This is a genomic window from Solirubrobacter ginsenosidimutans (assembly GCF_027587205.1).
Genome location: NZ_JAPDOD010000010.1, coordinates 1 through 25,149, shown reverse-complemented (window position 1 = coordinate 25,149; position 25,149 = coordinate 1). Strand labels below are relative to the sequence as shown.

The window sequence follows — 25,149 nt, the reverse complement described above, 5'->3', positions numbered from 1 at the left end:
TTCAAGCCGTCTCACGAAACAGGCGCGCACCGTCACCATTGCTTCGAGTAGCAGCTGCGGGCTTTGACGGCGCCTTCGAGCCCTTTCTTGTTCTTGGACCCGCCGCCCTTGCTCTTCTTCTTGGTCTTGCTGTTCTTCTTATCCCCTTCGAACGAGCAGGAGCCAGACAGGTCCCCGCTCATGCTGACGCTCGGGCCGCATGGTGTTCCGACACCCACCGATCCGTCCCAGGTGGTCTCGCCGCAGTCGAAGTCGTATGCACCACCGACCCCGCCGTTGGCGAGGCCGAGCGTCCCCTCGGCCGAGACGCCAACTGTATTGCCGGGCAGCCCGTCGGCGCCGACTTCGACGCCTCCTCCGGCGCCGAGCCCGACCTCGATGCACCCGCCGATGCCATCCGTGCCGACGCACAGCTTGGCCCCCGCGCCCGGTCCGGCGTAGCCGCTCCCACCGACGCACGCACTGTCCGGCAGCGCGTCGAGGACCCAGTCCGTGCCGCTCTGGACGCCGTCGCCAACCCAGCCGCCCACCGTCGCGGCACCGCTCGAGAAGCGGTCCGAGAGGCTGTCGGTTCCGGCGGGGTCACTCGTATTGACCGGGTCCCCGAGCGCGTACGCGTACGAGTTCAGATCGCCGCCCGCGAGCCCAGCCGGGTCGGGAGCGGTGAACGCGCCGATCACGGAGTCGTAGTCGCGCAGCCCGAAGCGGGTCAGCCCGGTCTGCGGGTCGTCGATCCCGCCTGCGAAGCCGATCGGGACCTCGAAGTTGGGCATCGTGTCCGTCAACAGCTCTCCGTAGGCACTGCGCCGGATCCGCTTGACCACCGCGCCGGAATCGTCGAACACAGCCGTGGGTGTACCGACCGGGTCCGTCTCCACGAAGTAGCGATGGCCTCCGCGCTCGAGCGCGATCAGCGTGCCTGCGGCGTCGTAGCGAAGCCCGACGAACGTGCCGTCCGCGAGCCGCACCGCGCTCGGGGACAGGCCGGCCGGGCTCGCGTAGTAGTACCGGGTCGTGCCAGCGCTCGTGGTGCGCGCGATGCGGCGATCGAGTGCGTCGTATTGGTAGGACGTCTCACCAGCGGAGGTCACGGCCTTGACGAGCTCGCCGGTCGCGGCGTGCGTCAGCGACAGCCCGGGCCGTGAGAGCAGGCGTCCGTCGGCGTCGTAACCGACGGCGTGCCCGTCGAGCGTGATGACGCGATCGCGGGCGTCGAAAGAGGCCGAATGCGTCTTCGCGCCGGCCTCAGCGCTCGTCCGGTTCCCGCGGACATCGAACGCGTAGCGCTCGCTCACCGCACCGTCGAGCTCGACGCGGTCCAACCGCCGGTCGGCTCGATAGAAGTACCGGAGGTCCTCGGTGCCTACGCCGATTGTGGTAGTGCGCCGGGTGAGCCGGTTCTCTGCGTCGTACTCGCGCTGTGCCGTGAAGCGGACCCCGCCAGCGATCGTTCCCGTCCGAGAGGTCTCGCGCCCGTAGCCGTCGAAGCCGAATTCGACCCGGCGCTGTCCGTCGTCGATGCGTGATGTGAGTCCAGTCGCGGTGCTGCGGGTGATCGAAAACGGGCCGATCAGCGAGAGCTCACCGTCGCCGTCGCGTGAGAGCGGGATCGCCTGCTTGTCGTCGCCCACCTCGAGGGTCGTGCCGTCGAGCTCGAAGTCGTCGCCGAAGTCGTACGCGGCGGTCGCCGCCGTTGGGCCGGTGAGCTGGCCGCCGACGATCAACGTGCCGTCGTAGGTGTATGCGACGCCGCTCGCCTGCCCCCCGGGAGTGGTACGGGTGAGGGATCCGATCTGATGGGCATCGGTCCAACCGGTCGTGGTCGTGCCGCCGGACGAGGTGGTGGAGATCGGGCGGCGCAGTGCGTCGTACGTCGTCGCGATCTCGGCGCCAGACTGCAGGCGTCTCACCGTCGACGCGCCGTCGAGCGCGTGAGCGAAGGTCGTCTTCGCTGCATCGGGAAGTGTCTCGCTCGCGATCTCGCCCAACGGGCCGCGTTCGTGGACGTAGCGCGGGCCACCGGGCACCTCGATTGCCGTCTCGAATCCGTCGGCGTCGTACTCAGTGCGGTACGTTGCGCCGCCCGGCCGTGTCATCGCGGTGATCTCATCGAGGCGGTTGTATGCGAACGTCGCCTCGGCGCCGAGTCCGTCGCGCTGCGACACGACGCGCTGTCGGTCGTCATATCCGTAGGTCGTCTCGCGGGCCCCTTGGGCTACGCGCGCGAGCGACCCATGTTCGTCGTAGCTGTACTCCCGCGGGATGGTGCTTCCGGGCAGCTCGAGCCGGATGAGGCGGTCGCGCGCGTCGTAGTAGCGGCGCGTGACTCGCCCCGTCGGCGCCACGGACTCTGTCCGGCGTGCCGCACGGTCGTAGCGGATCTGCGACGTCCGCCCCTCGACCGTCTGGTTCTCCGTCAGCGTCCTCAGCGACGTCGGATCGTCCGAAGCGGCGAGCGTGACCGTCCGGGTCACCTCTGCTGTGCTGACGCGCCCGTCCGGCGTCGTCGTACGCGAGCGCCCGGGAACCGGCGCGAGCATGCCCCAGCGGGGGTCGGGCGTGTTGAGACGCTCCGAGACCGTGCCGTCGGGGAACGTCACGGTCGAGCTCCCGTCGCTGCGCGCGATGGTTACGAGCGGCTTCTCGCCGGCTCGCTGGACGGTCGTGCGCATCGCGCTCTGCGCCCGTCCGGCGACCGTCGCCTGGAGCAGCGGGCTGGCCGTGGCGGAATCGAGCTGCTCGCGGGTGTACGTCGTCACGTCGCCTTCGACGCCGGTTACGCGCACGCTCGCTCCGTTCGCCGGCCCGGGGATGCGCTCGAGTCGCTTCACGCCGCCGGCCGCGTTGTGGGCTGCGATGACGCGGCCGCCGTCGTCGAAGTCGTACGTCGACGTCCGGCCCGCCGGGCTGCGGAAGCGGGTGATGAGGCCACTGCCGGTGGAGCCGATCTCGAACTCGCCGCCGGCGTCGTTGGCGATCTTCGACAGCCACCCGTTTGCGTCCAGGGTCAACCCGGTGTGCTGCCCGCCGGGCGAGACGATCGCGGTGGGCGTGCCGTCGGACGCGCGCTCGATCGTGACCACGTTGTCGTTCACGTCGCGAACGGTGGTCAGGAGGCCGCGGGCGTCGTAGCCGAACGAGAGAAGCGTCGTGTTGCTCTCCGCGTTGAGAGTGCGGAGATGTCGCCCGGCGGCGTCGAAGACGTAGAGCAGGCTTCCGTCGCTGTCGGGAACGGCGAAGGCGCCGCCGCGGAAGCCCTCCAGCAGCGGGGTCTGGCGCCACACGCGTAGCGACCCCTCGTCGCCGTAGTAGAGCGTCCCATCCGCGGTGATGGCCACCGCGCGCAGGTTGCTGAAGCGGGTGCGCAGTGCGGGCTGGGAGTCGTTGGGGCTGGCGTCGCCGCCGCCGGCGACGGTCGCGATGCCGCCGCCGGGCTGGATCTGCCGCACCAGCCCGTCGCCGCGGCCCGCGACGAACAGGTCGCCGGACTGCCGATCGATCGCGAGCGAGATCGGCGTGTCGATGCGCGCATTCAGTGGGTCGGCGCCGTCCCCGGCGTTCGCCGCGGACGAGCCGCCGGCCAGCGTCGTGATCGTCCCGTCGGCGCCGACACGGCGCACGCGGTCATTGCGCGAATCGGCGATGTACACCGTTCCGTCGAGGTCCGCCGCCACGGCGTTGGGCTCGTTGAGCTGCGCGACCGCCGCTGCCCCGCCGTCGCCGCTGAAACCGGGTTCGCCGGTACCGGCAAGCGTCGATATCGTGCCGTCGGGCCCGACGCGACGCACCCGGTCGGCCCCGGACTCCGCGACGTAGACCGTGCCGTCGGCGCCGACCGCGAGCCCGGTCGGCCGCACGAGGCGGGCCGCGTTCGCCGGTCCGCCGTCACCGATGCCCGTCGCGGGCGTGCCGCCGCCGGCGAACGTCCGGATCGTTCCCGCAGTGTCGACCCTGCGGACCCGGTTGGCGCCGGTGTCGGCGATCAGGACGCTGCCGTCGAGCATCACCGCGACGCCGGCAGGAGCGGCGAGCCGGGCCGCCGGCGCCGCGCCGCCATCACCAGTGGAGCCGTACGTACCGGTACCAGCGATCGTCTGGATCGTGCCGCCCGGTCGCGCGAGGCGCACGCGGTTCGCGCTCGCATCGGCGATCAGGAGTCCCCCGTCGGAGGTCGTCGCCATTGCCTGCAAGGAGGTCAGCCGAGCGTCCAGGGCAGCACCGCCGTCTCCGGTCGTGCCGCTCTGTCCCGTGCCGACCACGCGGCGGAGCGTCGCCAGCGTCGGATCGGTCGCCAGCGAACGGCGCTCGCCGGTGCCCAGTTGCAGAGTCCGGGTCGCCGGGTCATACGCCTGTAGCGCGTCGAGCGTCCAACCGCCGAGCCCGGCGTTGCGGGCGTCATTGATGCCGATGTCCACCTGGAACGAGCGCTGCACTGCCGCGGTGTTGCGCCCGGACGCGTACGTCCGGCGCAGGTCGATGGCGGCCGCGTTGGCAAAGCTGCGGTCGAACTCCTCACGCGTCGCGTAGTAGACGAGCGCGTAGTTGTACGTGACGGTCACCGTCGCCGTGCGGCGTCCAACTACCGGGCGCCCGTACAAGTCCAGCCCGTCCCACACGAAGGCGTAGCGCTGGTTGGGCGTCGTCCCGAACGTACGGCGCGTTGTCCTGCCGGCCACCTCAACGTCGACGTCGACCGACTCCAAGCTTCCGGGAACCGCAGTCGGTGTGACGGGAACTTCGATGGTTCGCTGCTCGACGCGACCCGGCACACGGGTGCTGTTGTAGTTCAGCGAAAGGTCTGTGCCCTGGATGGGAACCACCTCGCCCAGGCTTTGGTCCGTGCAGCCGATGACGGACCCGCTGGTGTCACAGGCGCCATCCTGCGCTGGCCCTGTGACCGACCCGGGCGGCATGACGGCATCTCCGGATAGGCCGTAGGGGTAGTTGTAGTCGTAGGGGCTGAAGTGATTGACCTCGACCCGCCAGAGCTCTTGGCCGGGTTCGTAGGCAGCGGCAAGACGGGCGCGCTCGCCGTCGTCGACGCCGGTATTGTCGGGCGTGCCGTCGCCGTCGGTGTCCACCAACGCGCGTCCACCGGACTCGGCGATCAGCTTGATCACGCGACCGTCGCGCTCGGCCTTCCACACACCTGCCTCGCGGTCGTAATAGCCGACCGGAACCTTGGCGCCAACCGGCATGTGATTGAGATTTTCGACGTACGTGGCGACCGGCTTGTCGAAGCGCACCGTCTCCGCACCCGCCTTGACCGCCTGATCGACGCTGAACTCAACGGCGTACGTGTAGGCAGACGTCGGAGGAAGTGTCCCTGGCATCGCGTTCTCGCCGGTGGCACCGATCGTGAACTCGGTGGCGCGGACACGCAAGTCCGTTAGGGGACGTTCATCACCGTTCGGCAACTCCATTGTGGCTTCCGTGCCCGGGTCGAACATCAAGGTCGCTCGACGGGAGCCGGAACTGTCGTTTACTTCGCTCGCGACGGCGACCTGCGTGCTCGTGCTGTCGTCGAGTCGGATCTCGTTGGCGACTGTGTCGTAGGGCACGACGACGATGTCCTCCACGCGATCGGCGACCTCCCAGCCCGGTGAGAGCGTCCTCTGGGAGGCTATGTAGCCTTCCCGCTCCACGCGTACGACGGTCGTGCCGCCGCCGTCGACCGCAAGGTCGAAGCAGCCGTCCTCCCGCGTCGCGGAGTAGCCGAACTCCGGCCGCTCGACGATGCTCACTCGGGCGCCGGACACCGGGCTTCCCAGGCGGGTATGGACGCAGCCCCGCAAGACTGAGCCCCGCGACTGCGTGATCGCGCCGGGTTCGACGTCCTTCTGCGGCGCCGCTGCGCCATCGTAAAGGAACGTGATCGACTCGCCAAACGACGTCGGTTCGTCCTGCGGCAGGGGCGGCGCCTGTTGCGCCGGGTCCGGCGGCGGGGTGAGTTCTGGCCCGGGCGCGGGCGCCGGCCGCGTGATGACGAGATCACGCCGTGCCGGCGTCGCATCGACGCCGAACGCATTGTGTGAACGCACCTCGAAGGCGTATGCGCCGGCTGGGGGATCGTCGTAGCGCGCTGGAGACGTGCACGGCGTGAACAACGTCGTCGTGCCGAGCCGACACTCGAACTGCGCGCCCGGTTGATCGGACGAGAAGGCGAACGTCAACGAATCGGCAGTCACCGCGCCCGACGGGCCAGAGGTGATGACCGTGTCTGGGATGCCGGTAGGCGTCGCCGACGCGGTGGCCGTGGCGGTCGGCGACGCGGTCGCGGTTGCGGTTGCCGTCGCCGTGGCAGTTGCCGTGACTGTCGGCGTCGCGGTCGCGGTCGCGGTCGCAGTTGCCGTGACCGTCGGCGTCGGGGTCGCGGTCGCAGTTGCCGTGACTGTCGGCGTCGCGGTCGCAGTTGCCGTGACCGTCGCCGTGGCAGTTGCCGTCGCCGTCGCGGTCGCGGTCGCGGTCGCCGTGGCGATCGCGGTCGGCGTCGGCGTCGGCGTGGGTGTTGCTGTCGGATCCGGCGCGGGCGCGGGGCCTGGCAGCGGGAACGGTGAGCCCGGTTCCAGAGGCGGGCCGTTGAGCGGCGGCTTGGCGGCGATCGTGAGCGCGCGGGCCGCGGCGACGCAGTTGTTGCGCTCATTCGTCTCACGCTGCTTGCCGCCCGGGTCGATGCATGCGAGTACCCGGTAGCTCCCAGCGCCCATGCTCGGCGGAATCGCGACGGCCGCGGAGATCCGGGCCGTCTTGCCGGCTGCCAGTGCCTTTACCGCCGACGGAGCGCCAAGCCGCGTGTCCTTCTTGTCACGGGTCGCGTCGGTGCTGAGTGCGATCTCCAATGTCGTCCGCTTGGCCGCGCTCTTCCCTCGATTCCGAATGGTGAGCTTGAGCGCGAGCTTGTCGGCCGAGGATGTCCACGCAGGGGCGGACGGTGCGAGATCGGGCAAGCGCTTCGGCGCCGCCGCAGACGGAGCTGTCGACAACGCGATCAGCGCTAGGCTCGCCACAGACCACCGAGCCCAGCGCACCAGGACCCGGCGATGGTGCATGGACGCAATCTCTTCGATGACCGCCCGATGAAGCCATCGGACATCCGTCCATTGGAGTGAAGATCCTTCAACGTGCGGCTGAACGTGCGCGTTTTCTCTCGTCCGTGCTGCCGCTGGACAGATGTTTGATGGCAACGCTCCCCTGGCGTGAAAGATTTCGCCTTCAATGGTCAGCCGTCTCCCGATCGGGCTTTGTACTCTGGCCGCAGGCTTGGCGCTGCTCCTTCCCGATGCTGCGCAGGCTCGCGCACTTCCTGACCAAACCGCGTGCACGGCGACGTTCATCGCCGCCACCGCCGGCGACTGGAGCACACCGGCTAACTGGTCCGGCGGGAGAATCCCCGATGCGACCGATCAGGTCTGCCTCGGCGATGGCGCTCCGATCACCGTGTCGACCGCCGTCACCGTGGCCTCAATCGAAGGCACTCGTCGCCTCAGGATCGTTGCAAGCCTCCGGGCCGGCTTCGCAGTCGTAGCCGACGTGGAGCTGCTGGGAGGGGAATTCAGAGCCGACTCCACGATCTCGGTCACGGGTTCGTTGAATTGGAGCGGCGGGACGCTGAATGCGGCGGGCGGGGCGACGATCGCGTCGGGCGCGCTGGCGGAGGTCGCGGGTTCCTCGGCGGTGTTGGCCGGGCGCTTGGAGGTGGCCGGGACGCTGCGGCTGGACAGCAACAGCGATCTGTCGGGCCAGGGCGGGGCGGAGATCCACAACAGCGGCAGCATCACCCACGTCGCCGGGAGCACCCCGGCGTTCCTGCGGGTCGCGCTTGACAACGACGGCGAGCTCTCAACCCCCGAGGGCCCGTTCTATCTCACCGGCGGCTCGCCGACGGGCGCGATCAACACCGGCGCCTACACGGCGGCCGGCGCCGGCGCGATCACCTTCACCGCGGGCAGCACCACTCTGCAGGCCAACACCTTGCACGGACCGATCGTGATCACCGGCGCCGCGCTGCGGGTGCTCGGCGGCTCGACGACGTTCACGGCGCCGTTGTTCGTCTCTGGCTCGTTGAGCGTCGCCGGCGATCTCACGCTGCCCGGCACCGTCAACCTGGCCGGCGGCGCGCTGCAGGCCGATGGGGCGATCTCGGTCACGGGTTCGTTGAATTGGAGCGGCGGGACGCTGAATGCGGCGGGCGGGGCGACGATCGCGTCGGGCGCGCTGGCGGAGGTCGCGGGTTCCTCGGCGGTGTTGGCCGGGCGCTTGGAGGTGGCCGGGACGCTGCGGCTGGACAGCAACAGCGATCTGTCGGGCCAGGGCGGGGCGGAGATCCACAACAGCGGCAGCATCACCCACGTCGCCGGGAGCACCCCGGCGTTCCTGCGGGTCGCGCTTGACAACGACGGCGAGCTCTCAACCCCCGAGGGCCCGTTCTATCTCACCGGCGGCTCGCCGACGGGCGCGATCAACACCGGCGCCTACACGGCGGCCGGCGCCGGCGCGATCACCTTCACCGCGGGCAGCACCACTCTGCAGGCCAACACCTTGCACGGACCGATCGTGATCACCGGCGCCGCGCTGCGGGTGAATGGGCAGGTGACCGTTGATCGGCTCAACCTCACCGGAGGTGCGTTGGGAGGGGCTGGGCGCTTTGACGTGACCGAGGAGTTCGAGTGGTCGGGTGGTTCGGTCGCGATGACCGGCGTCCTCCGGCTTGGGAGGGACGTTGCGGCGCACATCACCGGCAGCGTGTCGCTCGCGAACGCGACCCTGCACAACCTCGGAACGGTGACGCTCACGCCTGGGCAGTCCTTGACGCTTGGCGGACGCGCCCACATGCGCAATGAGGGCATGTTCCTGGTCGATGGAACGTCTTCGATCGTCGGTGGTACGGACACGCTGATCTTCAATGCTGGTGTGGTGCGCAAGGGCGCATCGAGTACCACCGTGGCGTGGTCGGTCCCCTTCGAAAACGACGGCGTGCTCGAGGTCGTGCGGGGCGAACTGTGGTCGGGGAGCACGTTCCGGCAAACCGCAGACGGGATCTATCGACCGCACGTCGGTGGCGACGATCGCAGCCGCCTGACCACGACGCTCCCGGCGGCGCTGGCCGGTCGTCTCGAACCGGTCATCGACGTGGCGCTTCCGTTCGGAGGACGCGCACGCCTGCACAGCGGTCCGCGCGACGGCGAGTTCACGGAAGTCCCGCCGCCCGGGTACACGTTCGACGCGACGAATACGGCGCGCCTCGACATCGTCGCCTCCAACCCGGCGCCGGAGCTAGCGCCGAACGCGGTCGTACCGCGCGACGAGGTGCCCGCAGTGTCGGCAGCACCGCCAGCCGCGGAGCCCTCTCCGAATACGATGGAGTCACCGGCCCCGGAACGTGAGTTGAGTGTCCGCCACATTGTCGCGCGCCGGTCCGACGGTCAATTTCTTCTCCGCGTGCCAACGCACCGAAGCGCGCGCTTCACCGCTCGGGCGGGGACCGGTGTCCGACAGGTGCGCGCAGCGCGCAACGGCGTGATTCGCGGCACACTCCAGCACGGCGCGCGCCGTGGAGACTTCAAATACCGGACCTCAGCCAAGGCCCGCTGGATCTTCATCGCCGTGTTGCGGCCGTGATCAGGACGGATTCACCCGGTTAGGTAGCGCGGACGACGCGAACGCAGCACACGGTTCACTCGGTCACGACACGAGCGGCGCGAGACTGAGCGGCGACTGCTGCGCGTCCGTGCTCTGCGGCGAGTGGGCCGCAGAAACGCAAAGGCACGGCGGCTTGGCGACCACGCAGCGAACCTACAAAACTCATAGAACCCGTCATTCGTGACGTCTGACAGGTTGCGAGCGGATCACTCGTGGGCTCGCGGTGCATGCGGGACCCTGGCGACCGCATGTAGGAATCGCGGCTGGACGTCTCGGATTGCCCGAATCGCATCCTTCACGGCTTGGAGTAGACAGGAAGGACGCGATGACGCATCTGGACACGGATCTCCTCAAACCGTCGGACCTCGCTCACTACCTGAGCGTGTCGCGTTCTTGGGTCTACGAGGCCGCGAAGGCTGGCCGCATTCCATACGTGCGGCTCGGCGGCCCTGATGGGCCACTGCGGTTCTTTCGCGATGACGTCGAGCGGTGGCTAGAGAACGCTCGCCGGGAATGGCTTCCGGGCGAGTCTGCCGCGAGCGCTGCGACTCGAGCGACCAAGGCGCTGGTGTCGGCGAACCCACAGCTGTTGCTGGATGGGCTCGCCGAGGACGGCATACACAACTGACTACGCGGCGAGAGCGTCCGCGTTCGTCGCAGGCGTAGACCGGCCGATCAACGCTTCCGTCTGCTCAGCCGCGCGCTTGACGAACGAAGCTTCGAAGTGCCCGTAGTGCTCTTCGGTGGTCGTGATCGAGCGGTGTCCGAGCTGGCGCTGCACGAAGATCAGTGGGTGCGGCGTCGCCAGCCAGAGCGTGGCTGCCGTGTGGCGGAGCGAGTGCAGCGGCATGTCCCGCAGGCCGGCGTCCTCGAGCGCCCACTCGTGCCAGTCGTGGGCGGTCTTACGGTTCGGCGGGGTCGGTTCGGTCCGGCGTGAGTAGCGGCCACGCAGCGGCCGCGGGCAGAGAAAGAGCCAGCCATCGTCAGGTTGGCTTGTACGGTCGCGCTGTTCGCGGACGCGTCGAAGCGTCGCGATGAGCCGCGGTCCGATCTGAACCGAGCGAAACCGCTTGCCCTTTGTTGGGGTCGTGCCGCCAGTCCCACGCGCCCGTTGCCGTGAGATCCGGACGACGCCATCGTCGAGATCGAGGTCGGGCCACCGCATGCCCAGTGCTTCGGATATGCGTGCGCCGGTGCCGATCAGGAATTCGGCGAGCGGGCGGTAGTAGTCGGCGCACGCTTCGAGGTAGCGCTCGATCTCGCCGACACGTAGGTAGTCGATCTCGGCCCTCTCAACCGGGAGCTCCGGCACATACCGGCACGGGTTCTGGGTCAGATGACGGCGGCGAACCGCCTCGCCGAGCGCCATCGAGAGGCAGGTCCGCGCGTTGTTGACGGTCTTGGGGCTCAGCTCATCGTCGGCAACGATCTCGGCCATGTCAGAGAGCCAATCGCGGACACGATCCTCGTCGATCGCTGCAAGGCGAAGCTCGCCGAACCACGGCAACAGTCGCTTGCGCCCGTGCGTCGTGTAGTCCTGGAGCGTGCCGGGCGTGATGTACGGATGCTTGGCCTCCAGCAGTGCCGCCCAGAACACTGCGAACTCATCCCGGTTGACGCGAACTTCTCCGCGCCGTACCTCTTCAATGGCTCGGCCGCGAGCGGTCGTTGCGGCGGTCCGGCTCGTGAAGCCGCGACGTGTCGTCAGGCCACCGTCTGACTGGCGGAACACGAAGCGCCACCGCCTGCCGTCCGAGGTCTCATACGGATACACACCACCACCGGACGGTTCGACCGATTGGGGTGGCTCGGGTTCCTCCGGTTGAGGGGACAACGACGCCTCGAACCCTTCGGCTTCGTCTCGGGTCGCGAAGCGGCGGCTGCGTTGCTTGCCGTTCTTGCGCCACCGAACGCGATAGCGGTCGCGGGACGGCTCGTAGTCAATACTCATCGGGAACCTCCGACGTGGGCCACAGGCTGGGCCACAAAGCTGTGGCCCACTTGTCAGAGGGCGTTGCCACGAAATGTGGCCCCCGCGGATCGAACCGACCCTGAGGACGACGAAAGCCCCGCCGGAGCGGGGCTTTCTGCGATGCGCCGAAGAGGACTCGAACCTCCACCCGGTTATCCCGGACCAGGCCCTCAACCTGGCGCGTCTACCAATTCCGCCATCGGCGCGAGGGCGACGGCGAGTATAGCCCGCGGAGTGAGGGTTGAGTCTGTCCGCTCGGGGATATACCTTGTGCGAACACACGTTCGACCTGTTGAGGAGACCGCGAAGCGCATGGACATTGGAAAGGATCTGACGAAGCGCCAGCAGGAGATCTTCGACTTCATCAAACGCTATTCCGCGGGCCACGGCTATCCGCCGACGGTGCGGGATATCGGGAAGGCCGTGGGGCTCGCGTCGTCTTCGACGGTGCACGCGCACCTGGCCAATCTGGAGAAGGTCGGGCTGCTGCGGCGCGATCCGTCGAAGCCGCGGGCGATCGAGTTGCTCGACCGGGCGACGGGGCCGGTGGCGTCGGCCATGGAGGCCGTGAAGTCCGCGGTGACGCCGTCGGGGATTCCCGTGCTGGGTCGCGTCGCGGCCGGGGCGCCGCTGCTCGCCGAGGAGAACATCGAGGATTACGTGCAGATTCCGGACATCGCCGGTGGCGAGGATGGGGAGTACCTGCTGCGGGTCCGCGGCGAGTCGATGAAGAACGCCGGCATCTTGCCCGACGACTGGGTTGTCGTCCGTCGGCAGGACACGGCGGCTGACGGCGAGATCGTCGTGGCCCTGGTGGGTGAGGAGGCGACGGTGAAGCGGTTCTTCAAGGAAGCCGATCACGTGCGCCTGCAGCCCGAGAACGAGACGATGGAGCCGATTCGCTCGCGCGAGGTGCGCGTGCTCGGTCGCGTCGTCGGAGTCCTGAGGAAGGTGGCCTAATGTCGACCCTGATGACGGAGCGGAGACGACCGCTCGACAATGACGACAGGCAGGAGTCGCTGTTCGGCGGCGAGGCCTTCGCGCTGAAGCCGGGCGCCACGGCGCCCTGGCAGCGTCCCGCGCCGGAGCCGGAGGCAGCCCGCGCGCCGGAGGGCCCGCGTGGCGAGGCCCCGAGCACTCCGGTGGATGAGGTGCAGGCCGGCGTTTTCGACGCGCCGGCGGCGGTCGAGTTCGAGAGTGGTCCGACCGCGGAGGATCTTGCGGCCTACACGCGCGAAACCGCCGCGGGCACCGAGCTCCTCGCCGGGCCGGTGCCGACCGAGGTACCGGTGCAGGGCGCGGACTTGGAGCTCGAGACGCTCGAGCGGGCGACGCTTGCCCGCCAGGACGTGCGCAGGCCGCGGGCACCCCTGACCGGGCCGACGCTCGACGACGTGATGTCGCGCGTATGGGAGGGTCTGGCGACGGGGTTGCCCGCGGCGTGCCCGGTGTGCCGCGGCGAGGTCGTGGCGTCGTTCGCCGGCTCGCTGCACGGCAGCTGCTCATCGTGCGGGACGACGATCGAATAGCCTCCGGCGCGATGAGCGACTCGGCGGATCGGACGGAGCTGGCGCAGCTTGAAGACGAGTGGATGTCGGCGATGCAAGCGCGCGACATGGACCGGCTTGAGGAGCTCGTGGCTCCCGGCTTCCGGTTCACGGCCATCCACCTGTATCCCGAACCGATGTCGCGCGAACAGTGGATGGGCGCGGCGCGCGAGGGCTACACGATCACGTCGTTCGCGTACGAGCACATGGACATCGATGTGTTCGGTGACACCGGCGTCGTCCACGCCCGGTACTCGCAGGTGGCGAGCTGGGACCAGAACAACCTGTCGAACGTGTTCCGGCTGACCGACGTGTGGTCACGCCGCGACGGCAAGTGGCAGGTCGTCGCCCGCCACTCCTCGATCCTGGGTTAAGCCCTACTTGGAGTAGTCGTAGAAACCGCGCCCGGACTTCCGTCCGAGCAGGCCGGCTTCGACCATCCGATTCAGCAGCGCCGGCGCGACCGAGGCAGGATCGCGGAACTCGTCGTAGAGCGACTCCGAAACGGCGAGCAGCGTGTCCAACCCGATCAGATCCGACAACCGCAGCGGCCCCATCGGGTGCGCGCACCCGAGCACCATGCCGTGATCGATGTCCTCCTTGGAGGCGAACCCCGACTCGTACATGCGAATCGCGCTCAACAGATACGGAATCAGCAGGGCGTTGACGACGAAGCCCGCTCGATCCTGGGAGTCGATGCACTGCTTGCCGAGCGTGCCCTCGGCGAACTCGCGCACGGCCTCGACGGTCTCGGGCTCGGTCATGATCGACGTCACGAGCTCGACCAGCGGCAGGACCGGCACGGGATTGAAGAAGTGCATGCCCAGCACGCGGCCGGGGTGCTTGGTGCCGGCGCCGAGCTTCATGATCGGCACCGAGGACGTATTCGAGGCAAGGAACTTCGCGTCGGGCAGCAGGTCGTCGAGACGCTTGAAGACGTCGCGCTTGAGTTGCTCGTCCTCGACGACGGCCTCGATCGCGGCGTCAGACCCCGCGATGTCCTCGAACGTCGAGGTGACGGCGAGATGTTCGAGGGCTGCGGCCTGGCCGGCCTCGTCCAACTTGCCGGAGCGCACCGCGCGCGCCAGCGATCGCTCGATCGCGGCCCGCGACCGCTCCGCGCGCTCGTCGTCGGCCTCGACGACGGTCACGTCGACACCGGACCGCGCACAGACCTCCGCGATCCCCGACCCCATCAGGCCGCCACCGATCACACCCACTCGCATGGCGCCAGAACCTAGCGGACCGGCGATGGGAGGCGCGCACGGCGGACGCCGCTCGGGGCAGCTCCGGCCGCGCGGATGTGGCGGTTAGGCCGCTTCGGCAGGTGGCACAGGGATGACGCAGACGCAGTTGCGCAAACGGCTCGAACCGGGGAGGACCATGCGGCCGGCGCCACGTTCGGCGGCGGCCTGCCGCGCTACGTCCGCGGCGTCCTTCCGGTCGTCGAGCTGCTGGGCGACTGGAGTCTCCTCTCCCTGCGCGTCGATGTAGACAACGTCGTACATGCTCATGCCCAGTGTTCTCGCCACCCCGGACGGCTTCATGCCGGTTCAATCACCATACCTTTACAACCAGCTACTTTGACCTGGCGGATCGAGTAGTCGCGGGGGCGAATGCCCTCGAGGAAAGTCCGGACATCACAGGGCGAGGTGGTCGGTAACGCCGACCCGGGGAAACCCGCGGGAAAGTGCCACAGAAAACACACCGCCTAAGGCCGCCCTCGTTCGCGAGAGCGGCCCGGCAAGGTTGAAAAGGTGCGGTAAGAGCGCACCGGCGTCGCGGTGACGCGGCGGCCAGGCAAACCCCACCTGATGCAAGACCAAGCCGGACCGTTTGCAGGCTGCCCGTCAAGGTCCAGGTCGGTTGCAGAGATAGATGGCTGCTCAAGACAGAATCCGGCTTATAGATCCGCTACGGAAGAGGCCCCTCGGGGCCTCTTCTATTTTCGGGAGTTACTCACAGAGCAGGGGTTATTTGCCTGTGATCGCGGCTAACTGCGTCCACGCGGGCTTTTCGGTCGGTCATTCAGTAACCCTCTAGTTGAGGGTTACTCATATACGAGAGCGACCCGGCGGGAGGGGGAGGAGTGAGCGTCGAGACTGCGATCGTGTGTTCGTCCGTCCGAACCCGATGCGAACATGTGTTCGACACATGGTCGTCTGCATCCTCCTCCCACGCTTCGAGCTGGCGGTCGCCGCCGGCGGGCGCGAAGCCCTCGCCGCGGGTCCGCTCGCCCTCGCTCCCGAGATCGGCCGCGAGCCCCTGATCGGTGAGACCTCTGCTGCCGCGGAGGCTTACGGCGTCCGCGCCGGCCTGCGGCTGGGGGAGGCGCTGGCACGCTGCCCGACCCTCCGCCTCGTCACGCCTGATCCCGCCGGCGTCGCGGACGCTTGGGAGCGCGTCGTCGCCGCCCTGGAGGGCATCGGTGCGGCGGTCGAATCCGACCATCCGGGCACGGCCTGGTTCGAGGAACAGGGTCTCCGCAGCATCCACGGTGGCTCCGTAGAGGGAGTGATCAGGACCGCCCGCCGCGCCCTCGCGGCCGCCACGCGTGGAGAGAAGGGCGGGCCGCCGTCGCTGCTCGCGGCCTTCGCCGCGCCACCGTCTCCGGCCGACTCTTCGCCACCGGTCTTCGGCGACCCATCGTCTCCGCCTGCGCCCGGCGCCCCCTCGTCTCCACCTGCGCTCGGCGCGCCCTCGTCTCCGTCCGCGCCCCGCGCGCCCTCGTCTCCACCCGCGCCCGGCGCGCCCTCGTCTCCACCCGCGCCCGGCGCGCCCTCGTCTCCGTCCGCGCCCCGCGCGCCCTCGTCTCCACCCGCGCCCGGCGCGCCCTCGTCTCCACCCGCGCCCGGCGCGCCGGTCGGCGCGCACACGCCTTCCGCCTCTGCCACCTCTGTCGCCTTCGGCGCGCCGGGCGGCGGCGCTCCCTCCACACGGGGCTTGGGCTCTCCCGGCGGTGGGACCGGGGAGACGAGCATCGGGCGGATCGGGTCGAGCGCCTCGAGCGCGGCGTCGTCCGGCGCCGGAAGAGTCGGGGCCGCGCCCTCGCGGTTCGCCGCCCTCGCCGCAGCCCACCGGGCCCGGGCGCGACGGCCGGAGATCGCGCCGGACTCGCCCGCCCGCCTCGCCGCCTATCTCGCGCCGCTGCCCGTCTCCCTACTGAGCGCGCGGCCGGAGGTCGCCGCGCTGCCGGAGGCGCTGGAGCGGTTCGGCATCGCGACGCTGGGGGAGCTCGCCGCGCTCTCGCGGGCGCATCTCGCCGACCGGTTCGGCCATGCCGGGACGATCGCCCGCGACCTGGCGCGCGGGAAGGACACGCCATTGCGCCCGCGGGTGCCGTCCGAACGGTTGCAGGAGGTGCTCGAGCTGCCGGAGTCGGCCTCGGGCCCGCAACTCGAACGGGCGCTCGGAATGCTGATCGACCGCGTGCTCGCCCGGCCCGAACGGCGCGGCCGCACGGTGCGAGCGGTGGTGCTCTCGGCGGCGCTGGTGGGCGGGGGGACCTGGCGCTCGCAGATGACCTTCCGCGAGGCACTGGCCGACCCGCGCCGGATGCGGCTCGCGATCACCGGCCGCCTCACGGAGCTGCCCGCACCCGCGGACTCGCTGCGCCTGCGCGTGGAGGCCTTCGGTCCACCCAGCGGTGACCAGCGCTCGCTGCTGGCGGAGCCGGCGGCGATCCGCCGCGCCCGCCTGCGCGAAGCGGTCCGCCAGACCCGCGCGGCCGCGGGGCCGGACGCGGCCTTGCGCATCCTCGCCGTCGACCCCGACTCGCGCGTGCCGGAACGCCGCCTCGCGCTCGCACCATGGGAACCGTGAGCCAGGCGCCCTCGGCGCGGGGGGTGTTTCGACTTTGCTCACTCCCCGTGAGGGTTCTCGAAACACCCCTTCGGGAGGAGCGATGAGCGCGGAGCGCGGGCATCCCCCGAGCCGCCCACCGGCAGGCCCGCCGCCCGCCCACGGCGGCCCGCGACGGGTCCCGGGGCCGGCCGGCGCGGGGATCGAGCCGGTGGCGAGCCGAGGGCCGCGGCGGCTCGCCAAGCCGAAGGCGGTGCGGGTCAAGGCGGATGGCTCAGGACGGCCACAGATGATCGAGAAACGAGAGGTCGACGCGGTGCGCGAGTCATGGCTGGTCGAGGACCGATGGTGGACGGACGCTCCGTTGAGACGGCGGTACTGGGAGGTGGTGACGGGTGATGGAAGGGACCTGGTCGTCTTTCGCGATCTCATCGAGGGGCGCTGGTATGCCCAGAGGTGATGGTCCGCGCTTGCGCGTGGTCGCCGACGTGCTGCGCGAGCGTGACTCGGCGGCCGGGCGTGGCCTGATGGGCAGCGAGTGGGCGGGCGAGGCGTTCGACTGGCGGACGGAGCTCGAGTTCGTCGCACCCGACGTGACGTTGCCGCCGGGCGCCTCCGCGCAGGCGATCGCGTCGGCGGAGGGAAGTCTCGGCCTCACCTTCCCGAAGCAGCAGGTCGAGTTCCTGAGAGCGACGGACGGCGTGTACGACGCGGAGAGCTACCGCTGGTTCGCGTGGTCGCTCGAGCGGATCGTCGACGAGAACTTCGAGCCTGAGCGGCCGAGCGATCTGCTCCTGATCGGCGACGACGCCGCCAGCGGGTGGTTCTGCCTGCGTCTCGATCACCGTGAAGGCGTCATCCACTACGAGCGCACCACCGGAGAGCGGCGGACGATCGTGCCCGACGTTCGCGGACTCTGGCTCGGGTGGTTCGGAGGGACGATCAGTGTCCAGACAGCACAGCGCCGCTGAGGGCTCGCTGCGTGCGGAACACCGCGTGCGGACGCCCGAACGCGATCCGCTCGCCCGCCCGCCGCATCCCGAGCTTCTCGAGCACGTGCGTCGACGCGACGTTCGCCGGCTCGGCGAGCGCGACGACCTCGGAGATGCCGAGCGTCTCGAAGGCACACGACAGCCACGCCGACGCCGCCTCGGTCGCGTATCCCCGGCCCCACCACGCCACCCCCAGCGTGTAGCCCAGCTCGACTTCGCCGGTCGGGGTCCGGTAGAGCCCGGCGTCGCCGATCAGCGACCCCGATTCGCGCTCGATGACCGCCCAGAACGAGTAGCCGAGCCGCCGCTGGTGCGCCTCGTAGTCCTGCAGCAGGCGCTCGGTCACGGCCAGATCGGCCATCGGGCCCGTCGCGACGTAGCGCATGACCTCGGGATCGGAGTACACGCGATGCACCAGCGGCGCGTCGCCAGGCCCGAACGGGCGAAGGAGCAGTCGCGGCGTCTCGAGGAGATCCACACCTGCGTTCTACCTGACGGATGCCGCAAACCCGCGCGCGGGTGCCGTCCGGGCGCGATCCGCGCCGCAACGGCGAGGCGGGCCGATGCGCGAGAAGGCCCGCGGCTCGCGGGTCTGGCGTCGGGAAATACGCTGCCCCGCGATGGGAGTGCTCCGGCTGCGCGAGTCCCGGCTCTTGTTCTTCGCGCAGGCGATCTCCTGGCTGGGCGATCGGATGGTGGGGATCGCGCTCGCGTTCGCCGTGCTTTCGCTCGGTGGCTCGCCTGCCGAGGTCGGCCTGGTTCTCGCGTTCCGGCTGGTGCCGCTCGTGGCGACGCTGCTCGTCGGCGGGGTCGTCGCCGATCGTGTCTCCCGGCGCGCGGTGATGGTGATCGCCGACCTCGTGCGCGTGGCGACGCAGGGCGCGATCGCGGCCTTGCTGATCGCGGGAGCGGCGGAGATCTGGATGCTCGCGGTGCTCTCCGGGCTGACCGGCGCGGCGACCGGGTTCTTCAATCCGGCGTCGACCGGGATCCTGCCGGCGATCGTCCCGCCCGAGCGGCTGCAGGAGGCCAACGGCGTGCGCGCGACGGTGCTGAGCGGCGGGGAGATCGCGGGCCCGGTGCTGGCGGGCGTGCTGATCGCGACAGTCGGACCCGGCTGGGCGCTGGCGCTGGACGCGTGCACCTTCGCGGCCAGTGCGGCGTTCCTGGCGCGGCTGCGGCTACCGGACCGTGCGGTACGCGAGGCGGGAAGCTTCATGTCCGACCTGCGGGAGGGCTGGAGCGTCTTCCGCTCGCTCACGTGGGTGTGGACGTTCGTGCTGGCGGCCGGGATCGGCAACATGCTCTGGGGCGCGTGGAGCGCGCTCGGACCCGTCGTCGCGGATCGCGATCTCGGCGGCGCGGCGGTGTGGGGAACGGTGCTCGGGGCGCTGGGGATCGGGGCGCTGCTGGGCAGCGTGGCGGCGGTGCGGGTTCGCCCGCGGCGACCGCTCGTCCTCGCCGCGGCGACGTACGCGCTCTTCGTCGTGCCGCTGCTGTTGTTGGCTGCGCGGGCGCCGGTCCCCGTGCTCGCGCTGGGGGCGATGTTCGGCGGCGTCGGGATGATGCTCGGCAACTCCGTGTGGGAGTCGACGTTGATGCGCAAGGTGCCCGACGAGTCGCTATCGCGCGTCAGCGCCTACGACTGGTTCGGCTCGCTCGCCTTCCAGCCGCTCGGCCTGGTGATCTGGGGTCCGGTCGCCGCACTGATCGGGCTCTATCCCGCACTGTGGGTGGCGGGCGGGCTGCTGCTCGTCACCAACGCGGTACTGCTCTCGGTGCCGGCGATCCGTCAGCTGCGCGCGTAGGTGTACGCGACCGTTCCGCGGGCGAACGTCCTCGTCGCGACCAGCCGCAGCTTCAGTGGACCGCCGAACAGCCGGTAGCCCTCGCCGAATGCGACCGGGTGGACGTTGATGCGGTACTCGTCGACCAGATCCAGGCGGGTGAGGGTCTGCGCGAAGGTGGCGCCACCGTGGGCGATGATCGGTCCGCCGTCCTGCGTCTTGAGTTCGGCGATCCCTCGCTCGATATCAGGGTGGACCGTCGATTCGGGCCACGTCGCCGAGCGCAGCGTTCTCGAGAACACGGCCTTGGGGATGGCGTTCATGGGCGCGGCGATCGGTTCGTCGGATGCTTGCCAGTACGGCGCCATGAGCCCGTAGGAGACGCGGCCCACGGCGTGGACGCCGGCGCTGCCGAGGAGCTCCACCGTGTACGCGGTCAGCTCGTCGTCGAAGTACTCGACCGGCCACCCGGGTTCCTCGCCGGGGGTACCCGACGAAGCCGTCGAGGCTCATCTCCATCTTCAGGATCAGTCGTCGCATAGCGCTGGAGACTCCAGGATCTGCCGGGAGTTGTCGGTCCGACCCGAGTGCGAACATGTGTTCGTGCCCTACGTCGAGCTCCACGCGCACACCGCCTTCTCCTTCCTGGACGGCGCGTCCTCTCCTGCGGAGCTCGCGGCGGCGGCGGTCGCGGCCGGGCACTCGGCGATGGCGGTGGTCGATCACAACGGCGTCTCGGGCTCGATGGAGTTCGCGGTGGCGGCCAGGCCACTGGGGCTGCGGGCGATCCATGGGGTCGAGATGGATCTGACGGACGGGCGGCACGTGACGCTGCTGGTCGAGAACCACACGGGGTGGCGGAACCTGTGCCGGATCGTCACGCGGGCGCACAAGTACGACCGCGAGAAGCACGAGCCGCCGCCGGCGGTTCCCCTGGAGACGCTGGAGGAGCACGCGGCGGGTCTGGTGCTGCTGAGCGGGTGCGCGGATCACGGCGTGCATGACGAGCCGACGCTGCGCCGGCTGCTGTCCGCCTTCGGTCCCGATCACCTGCGGGTGGAGCTGCAGCGCCCGTTCCAGCGCCATGACCGCTCGCGCAACCGCGAGCTCGCCCAGTTGGCGCAACGGCTCGGCGTGCCCACGGTGGCGACCGGCAACGTCCATGCGCACGCGCGCTCGCGGGCGCCACTGCAGGACGCGTTCGTGGCCTTGCGCCACCACCTGACGCTGGATGCCTCAGAGCCCGTCCGGCGGGGCAACACCGCGCACGTGCTGACCTCACCGAAGGCGATGGCCGCGCGCTTTGAAGGGCACGCGAGAGCCGTGGAAGAGAGCGGAGAGCTCGCCGCGCGGCTGACGTTCGACCTCAATACCGACCTCGGCTACCGCTACCCGGGCGCCGAGGATCAGTCGGCGCCGCGCAAGCTCGCGGAGTTGTGCTGGTCGTTGCTCGAGGTGCGCTATCCGGCCGGATCTTCGAATCACGGTGCCGCGCATGCACGGTTGATCGAGGAACTGCGGGTGATCGACGTGCTCGGCCTCGCGGGGTTCTTCCTCCTGCACCGCGACCTGCTGGAACTGGCGCGCGACGTCGCGGTGGAGGTGCGCGGGCCGGCTTCGGCCCGCGCGTTGCTGCCGCCCGGGCGCGGGCGCGGGTCTTCGGTGTCCTCGATCGTCTGTTACCTCACCGGCCTCTCGCATATCGACCCGATCTCGAACGATCTGTTCCTCGGCCGGTTCCTGAACGAGGAACTCAATGCGCTGCCGGACATCGATCTGGACTTCCCGCGCGACGTGCGCGAGAAGCTGATTCCGCGCATCCATGACCGCTACGGCAAGGAGCGCTCGGCGCTGGTGGCGGCGTTTCCGACGTTCCGCTCGCGCGGCGCGATCCGCGAGCTGGGGAAGGTGCTCGGCCTGCCGCCGGGGGAGCTCGAGCGGGTGGCGCGCGGGGCGGAGCCGTGGGCGGTCAAGAACGTGGGGCGAGACGTCGAGGTCGCGATGGGGATCGAGCCATCCACGGAGGCGGGCCCGTTCATCGATCCCGACGCTCGCGCCGCGGCGTTTGCCATGAGCACGGGGGAGTGGCTGGCGATGGTCAACGGCAAGCGACCGGACCAGGCCGAGGCGCATGAGACGGACCCGTCGTCGCCGGCCTATGACCGCTTGCCCGGCCGCTGGGCGTGGCTGGCGCGCTTGTGCGACGAGGCCTACGGGCTCCCACGCCACCTCTCGCAGCACTCCGGCGGGATGATCGTCTCGACGCGGCCCTTGATCGACTGCTGCCCGGTGCTGCCGGCGGCGATGGAGGGCCGCCAGCTCTGCCAGTGGGACAAGGACTCCTGCGCCGACGCGGGCTTCTTGAAGATCGACCTGCTCGGGCTGGGGATGCTGAGCGCCGTCGAGCGCTGCGTGGAGGAGATCGGGCGGGTACGCGGGGAGCGGGTGGACCTCTCCCGCATCCCGTACGACGATGCCGAGACCTACGATGCGATCCAGGTCGCCGACACGATGGGCGTCTTCCAGATCGAGTCGCGCGCCCAGATGGCATCGCTGCTGCGCACGCGCCCACGGTCGCTGGAGGACCTGACGATCCAGGTCGCGATCGTGCGCCCCGGCCCGATCCTGGGCGGGGCGGTCAACCCGTACATCTCGCGCCTGCAGACACTGCGCGAGAACCCCGACTACGTCGTGCCCTATGAGCACGATTCGCTGCGCTCGGTGCTGAAGGACACGCTGGGCACGATCATCTTCCAGGACCAGGTGATCGAGGTCGCGATGGCCTTCGCCGGCTTCTCACCGGGGGAGGCCGAGGGGTTGCGCCGCGCGATGAGCCGCAAACGCTCCGCCGAGGCGATCGAGGCCTACCACCAGCGCTTTCTCGACGGTGCGGCCGCCGCCCACGGCGTCAGCGCGGACGTCGCCGAACGCGTCTACGGCATGATCGTCGGCTTCTCGGGCTTTGGCTTCCCGAAGGCCCACGGCGCCGCCTTCGGCCTGCTCGCCTACCAGTCCACCTGGCTGCGCGTCCACCACGGCCCGGAGTTCCTCTGCGCCCTGATGAACGAGCAGCCGATGGGCTTCTACGCCCCGGACACCCTCGCCCACGAGGCCCAGCGACGCGGTATCGCCCTGGCCCCACCGGACGTGAACGCCAGCGATGCACTGTGCACCGTCGAGTGGGTGCCGGAGCTCGGCCCGATGCCCGATCTCGGCGGCGCGCGCTGGTCCGGGGTGCCGGGCGTCGCGCCGGCACCGGAGGGAGACGCGGCGGCGCGCTTGGCCGACGCGCACCGCCTCGCCACCCCACCTCAAGACGCCGTCCCGCGGCGCCTCGTCGCGGTCGCGGACGACCACCCGCACGAGCGTGACGGCGCGACGCCTCTCGCTGCCGCACCGCGCGAAGCCGCGGCCCCCTCACCCGCGGGCGGCAAGGCGCCTCCCTCCGCGATCGTGCGGCTCGGGCTGGGGTTCATCCTCGGGGTCAAGGAGGAGGAGGTTCGTGCGCTCGTCACGGCGCGGGAGGAAGGTGGGCCGTTCCGGTCGCTCGCCGACCTGGCCTCCCGGGCGGGCGCGGGGCGTGCATCGTTGGACCGGCTCGCGTGGGCTGGGGCATGCGACTCGCTGATCGGCGGCTCGTCGGAACACGCGCGGCGGACGGCCCTGTGGCAGCTCGGGGTCGCGGTGCCGGGGGAGCGGACGCTCGAAGGGACGCAGTTGGCGTTGCCGCTCGAGGTGCCGGATGCGCCGGATCTGCGGCCGCTCACGCCGTGGGAGTCGATGATCGGCGACTACGCCACGACCGGGCTCACGCTCGGGCCGCACCCGATGCAGCTGCTGCGGCCGTCGCTGGAGCCGGGAACGGTTTCGATCGGCGACCTGGTGCGGATGCCACACAATGCTCCGGTCAAGCTCGGCGGGCTCGTCGTCGCACGGCAACGGCCAGGGACGGCCAAGGGGATCGTGTTCCTGCTGCTCGAGGACGAGTTCGGGACGATCAACCTGATCGTCCCGCCCGACCTCTATGAGATGAACCGGCTGACCGTGCGCAGCGAGCCGCTGCTGCTGTGCGAGGGGCGGCTGGAGAAGCTGCCGCAGGCGGGTGGGGGGATCAACGTCTTCGTCAAGGCGGTGCGGTCGCTGGTGGCGCCGGAAGAGCAGTCGGCGGAGGTCGTCGCACTGGCCGAAAAGCGCGTCGCAGCGGCCGCGGCGGGCCGCGGCGAGGGCGCTCAGGGCGGGCGCGAGGCGGCCTCGACGATGGGCGAGTTCCGCCAGGTCTCGCCCCCGATCCAGAGCTTCGCGTCCGGACGACGACGCTAGGCAACCGCACGAGCGGGTAGATTGCGCACCTGTGAGCACCATTGCATTTGTCGCTGCCTTCGTCGTTCTCGGCCTCGGGACCCTGCTGTTCGCCATGAGCGGCGGCAAGGGTGGCGTGGGGACGGTGCTGCACTCGCAGTCGCGAGGCAGTCGCCGCTTCGCAACCTTCGCGTTCGTCGTGTCGCTGCTGGTGCTCGGCGTGGCGGTGCCCGCCGCGGTCATCGCGTCGGACAAGGACAACGACGACATCCCGCACGCGGGGATCACGAACCTCACGGCGAACGAGAAGCACGGCCAGGAGCTGTTCGGACGTCGCTGCGGTCTGTGTCACACGCTCAAGGCGGCCAACGCCGTCGCCCAGGTGGGTCCGAACCTGGACCAGCTTGCGCCCAACAAGCAGTTCGTCCTCGACGCGATCAACAAGGGTCGCGCGAACGGCAACGGTCAGATGCCTGCCCAGATCTACACGGGCCAAGACGCGGAAGACGTAGCGGAATTTGTCGCAAAGTCCGTGGGCACTGACAAGCCGTCCGGCGGTTGATGTAAAAAGCACAAGCGTGCAGGTGCCACGACCGCTGGTACGATCGAACTCGGTCCGGTTGTCGTAGCGCCGCTCTTCTGGCGCGAGCTTGAAACTGCTCGACGCCGTCAGCAAGAGGAAGAGGACGAGTCAAGAACATGGCCCCAGAGCACGACGCCCGCACCAGGGCGTTCTATGACCATGAGAGCGACGAGCAGTCGCCGCGGCGTCGTCACGCGGCCGCCGACTGGGGCGTCAACGAGGACATCTTCGACCGCATGCCCAGCCGCCGCTTCAAGCGCGGCGACCGCCGTGCGGAGCATCGCGAGGACACGGACGCCCACCGCTTCGAGCGCCGCGTGTCCGGCCCGTCCGATCCGCGCCGCGCGGAAGAGACGCCGGGGCGCGCCGACGAGTGGGACGAGGTCCGCGCCCGCCGCGGCGATTGGGCCGACGAGCACGAACGCCGCCAGGTCGCCCCGCGCAGCGGCGACTGGCCGGCGGACGACCGCGCAGACGCCGCGCCGCGCAGGGCTCCCGCGGGCGACGACTCCGCCGCCCGGCGCCGGGC

General features: G+C 70.0%; 17 protein-coding genes, 1 tRNA gene and 1 other RNA gene. 12 read left to right on the top strand and 7 right to left on the bottom strand.

The window, feature by feature from the left end:
- Positions 1 to 32 precede the first annotated feature (32 nt).
- The gene (locus OM076_RS13295; RefSeq protein ID WP_270040452.1) at positions 33 to 7,049 is read right to left on the bottom strand and encodes an RHS repeat-associated core domain-containing protein; all 7,017 of its coding nucleotides are present in this window, start codon (positions 7,047 to 7,049) and stop codon (positions 33 to 35) included.
- Positions 7,050 to 7,215: 166 nt separating this feature from the next.
- Here OM076_RS13295 and OM076_RS13290 point away from each other — a divergent pair, with 166 nt between their 5' ends.
- The gene (locus OM076_RS13290; protein WP_270040451.1) at positions 7,216 to 9,618 is read left to right on the top strand and encodes a hypothetical protein; all 2,403 of its coding nucleotides are present in this window, start codon (positions 7,216 to 7,218) and stop codon (positions 9,616 to 9,618) included.
- A 346-nt stretch (positions 9,619 to 9,964) separates the two neighbouring features.
- The gene (locus OM076_RS13285; protein WP_270040450.1) at positions 9,965 to 10,267 is read left to right on the top strand and encodes a helix-turn-helix transcriptional regulator; all 303 of its coding nucleotides are present in this window, start codon (positions 9,965 to 9,967) and stop codon (positions 10,265 to 10,267) included.
- Here the strand turns inward: OM076_RS13285 and OM076_RS13280 are convergent, their stop codons facing one another.
- Both OM076_RS13280 and OM076_RS13275 read right to left on the bottom strand, forming a co-directional pair.
- Positions 10,268 to 11,590, bottom strand: a complete 1,323-nt coding sequence (locus OM076_RS13280; RefSeq protein ID WP_270040449.1) for a tyrosine-type recombinase/integrase — start codon at positions 11,588 to 11,590, stop codon at positions 10,268 to 10,270.
- Positions 11,591 to 11,732: 142 nt separating this feature from the next.
- Positions 11,733 to 11,817, bottom strand: a tRNA-Leu gene (locus OM076_RS13275).
- 106 nt (positions 11,818 to 11,923) lie between these two features.
- Between OM076_RS13275 and lexA the strand changes: the two genes are divergently transcribed.
- From lexA to OM076_RS13260, 3 genes are read left to right on the top strand one after another with little or no spacing between them, the layout of a single operon-like run.
- On the top strand, positions 11,924 to 12,571 hold the full coding sequence (gene lexA, locus OM076_RS13270; protein WP_272597969.1) for a transcriptional repressor LexA: 648 nt from the start codon (positions 11,924 to 11,926) through the stop codon (positions 12,569 to 12,571).
- An 11-nt stretch (positions 12,572 to 12,582) separates the two neighbouring features.
- Entirely contained in the window at positions 12,583 to 13,140 is a 558-nt protein-coding gene (locus OM076_RS13265; RefSeq protein ID WP_270040447.1) for a hypothetical protein, read from the top strand.
- A gap of 11 nt (positions 13,141 to 13,151) precedes the next feature.
- A complete protein-coding gene (locus OM076_RS13260) occupies positions 13,152 to 13,532 on the top strand; it encodes a nuclear transport factor 2 family protein (protein WP_270040446.1) in 381 nt (126 codons plus the stop codon).
- A 3-nt stretch (positions 13,533 to 13,535) separates the two neighbouring features.
- Here OM076_RS13260 and OM076_RS13255 read toward each other — a convergent pair whose 3' ends face one another.
- Together OM076_RS13255 and OM076_RS13250 are read right to left on the bottom strand one after the other, a co-directional pair.
- Positions 13,536 to 14,384 (bottom strand): 3-hydroxybutyryl-CoA dehydrogenase, encoded by an 849-nt coding sequence (locus OM076_RS13255; RefSeq protein WP_270040445.1) that lies wholly within the window; start codon positions 14,382 to 14,384, stop codon positions 13,536 to 13,538.
- A gap of 84 nt (positions 14,385 to 14,468) precedes the next feature.
- A complete protein-coding gene (locus tag OM076_RS13250; protein ID WP_270040444.1) occupies positions 14,469 to 14,705 on the bottom strand; it encodes a hypothetical protein in 237 nt (78 codons plus the stop codon).
- A gap of 41 nt (positions 14,706 to 14,746) precedes the next feature.
- Here OM076_RS13250 and rnpB point away from each other — a divergent pair.
- The 3 genes from rnpB (at position 14,747) to OM076_RS13235 (ending at position 17,930) form a co-directional block, all read left to right on the top strand.
- Positions 14,747 to 15,080: RNase P RNA component class A (rnpB, locus tag OM076_RS13245), an RNA gene on the top strand.
- 232 nt (positions 15,081 to 15,312) lie between these two features.
- Positions 15,313 to 16,980: a Y-family DNA polymerase gene (locus OM076_RS13240; protein WP_270040443.1), complete on the top strand. Its 1,668-nt coding sequence runs from the start codon at positions 15,313 to 15,315 to the stop codon at positions 16,978 to 16,980.
- 425 nt (positions 16,981 to 17,405) lie between these two features.
- Positions 17,406 to 17,930 carry an SMI1/KNR4 family protein gene (locus OM076_RS13235; protein ID WP_270040442.1) on the top strand — a complete coding sequence of 175 codons (525 nt, stop codon included), beginning with the start codon at positions 17,406 to 17,408 and terminating at the stop codon, positions 17,928 to 17,930.
- Here OM076_RS13235 and OM076_RS13230 read toward each other — a convergent pair.
- On the bottom strand, positions 17,902 to 18,429 hold the full coding sequence (locus OM076_RS13230) for a GNAT family N-acetyltransferase (protein ID WP_270040441.1): 528 nt from the start codon (positions 18,427 to 18,429) through the stop codon (positions 17,902 to 17,904). The two genes, OM076_RS13235 and OM076_RS13230, sit on opposite strands and share 29 nt — an antisense overlap.
- A gap of 142 nt (positions 18,430 to 18,571) precedes the next feature.
- On the opposite strand from OM076_RS13230, the gene OM076_RS13225 reads away from it, so the two are divergent.
- Positions 18,572 to 19,759, top strand: coding sequence for an MFS transporter (locus OM076_RS13225; protein ID WP_270040440.1), 1,188 nt, complete (start codon positions 18,572 to 18,574; stop codon positions 19,757 to 19,759).
- On the opposite strand, the gene OM076_RS13220 is transcribed toward OM076_RS13225, so the two are convergent.
- The gene (locus OM076_RS13220) at positions 19,744 to 20,163 is read right to left on the bottom strand and encodes a dihydrofolate reductase family protein (RefSeq protein ID WP_270040439.1); all 420 of its coding nucleotides are present in this window, start codon (positions 20,161 to 20,163) and stop codon (positions 19,744 to 19,746) included. The two genes, OM076_RS13225 and OM076_RS13220, sit on opposite strands and share 16 nt — an antisense overlap.
- Positions 20,164 to 20,341: 178 nt before the next feature.
- Here OM076_RS13220 and OM076_RS13215 point away from each other — a divergent pair, with 178 nt between their 5' ends.
- From OM076_RS13215 to OM076_RS13205, 3 genes are all read left to right on the top strand, one after another.
- The gene (locus OM076_RS13215) at positions 20,342 to 24,058 is read left to right on the top strand and encodes a DNA polymerase III subunit alpha (RefSeq protein ID WP_270040438.1); all 3,717 of its coding nucleotides are present in this window, start codon (positions 20,342 to 20,344) and stop codon (positions 24,056 to 24,058) included.
- Between the two features lie 31 nt (positions 24,059 to 24,089).
- Positions 24,090 to 24,599 (top strand): c-type cytochrome, encoded by a 510-nt coding sequence (locus OM076_RS13210; protein ID WP_270040437.1) that lies wholly within the window; start codon positions 24,090 to 24,092, stop codon positions 24,597 to 24,599.
- 137 nt (positions 24,600 to 24,736) lie between these two features.
- The coding region (locus OM076_RS13205) for a hypothetical protein (protein ID WP_270040435.1) at positions 24,737 to 25,149 on the top strand (413 nt) is incomplete at its 3' end.

What these genes read in the sequence shown, in the direction of transcription:
- OM076_RS13290 (WP_270040451.1), top strand. Translation starts at nt 7,216, where the DNA reads ATGGTCAGCCGTCTCCCGATCGGGCTTTGTACTCTGGCCGCAGGCTTG.
- OM076_RS13295 (WP_270040452.1), bottom strand. Translation starts at nt 7,049, where the DNA reads ATGCACCATCGCCGGGTCCTGGTGCGCTGGGCTCGGTGGTCTGTGGCG.
- OM076_RS13285 (WP_270040450.1), top strand. Translation starts at nt 9,965, where the DNA reads ATGACGCATCTGGACACGGATCTCCTCAAACCGTCGGACCTCGCTCAC.
- OM076_RS13255 (WP_270040445.1), bottom strand. Translation starts at nt 14,384, where the DNA reads ATGCGAGTGGGTGTGATCGGTGGCGGCCTGATGGGGTCGGGGATCGCG.
- OM076_RS13250 (WP_270040444.1), bottom strand. Translation starts at nt 14,705, where the DNA reads ATGAAGCCGTCCGGGGTGGCGAGAACACTGGGCATGAGCATGTACGAC.
- lexA (WP_272597969.1), top strand. Translation starts at nt 11,924, where the DNA reads ATGGACATTGGAAAGGATCTGACGAAGCGCCAGCAGGAGATCTTCGAC.
- OM076_RS13235 (WP_270040442.1), top strand. Translation starts at nt 17,406, where the DNA reads ATGCCCAGAGGTGATGGTCCGCGCTTGCGCGTGGTCGCCGACGTGCTG.
- OM076_RS13280 (WP_270040449.1), bottom strand. Translation starts at nt 11,590, where the DNA reads ATGAGTATTGACTACGAGCCGTCCCGCGACCGCTATCGCGTTCGGTGG.
- OM076_RS13225 (WP_270040440.1), top strand. Translation starts at nt 18,572, where the DNA reads ATGGGAGTGCTCCGGCTGCGCGAGTCCCGGCTCTTGTTCTTCGCGCAG.
- OM076_RS13260 (WP_270040446.1), top strand. Translation starts at nt 13,152, where the DNA reads ATGAGCGACTCGGCGGATCGGACGGAGCTGGCGCAGCTTGAAGACGAG.
- OM076_RS13265 (WP_270040447.1), top strand. Translation starts at nt 12,583, where the DNA reads ATGACGGAGCGGAGACGACCGCTCGACAATGACGACAGGCAGGAGTCG.
- OM076_RS13240 (WP_270040443.1), top strand. Translation starts at nt 15,313, where the DNA reads ATGGTCGTCTGCATCCTCCTCCCACGCTTCGAGCTGGCGGTCGCCGCC.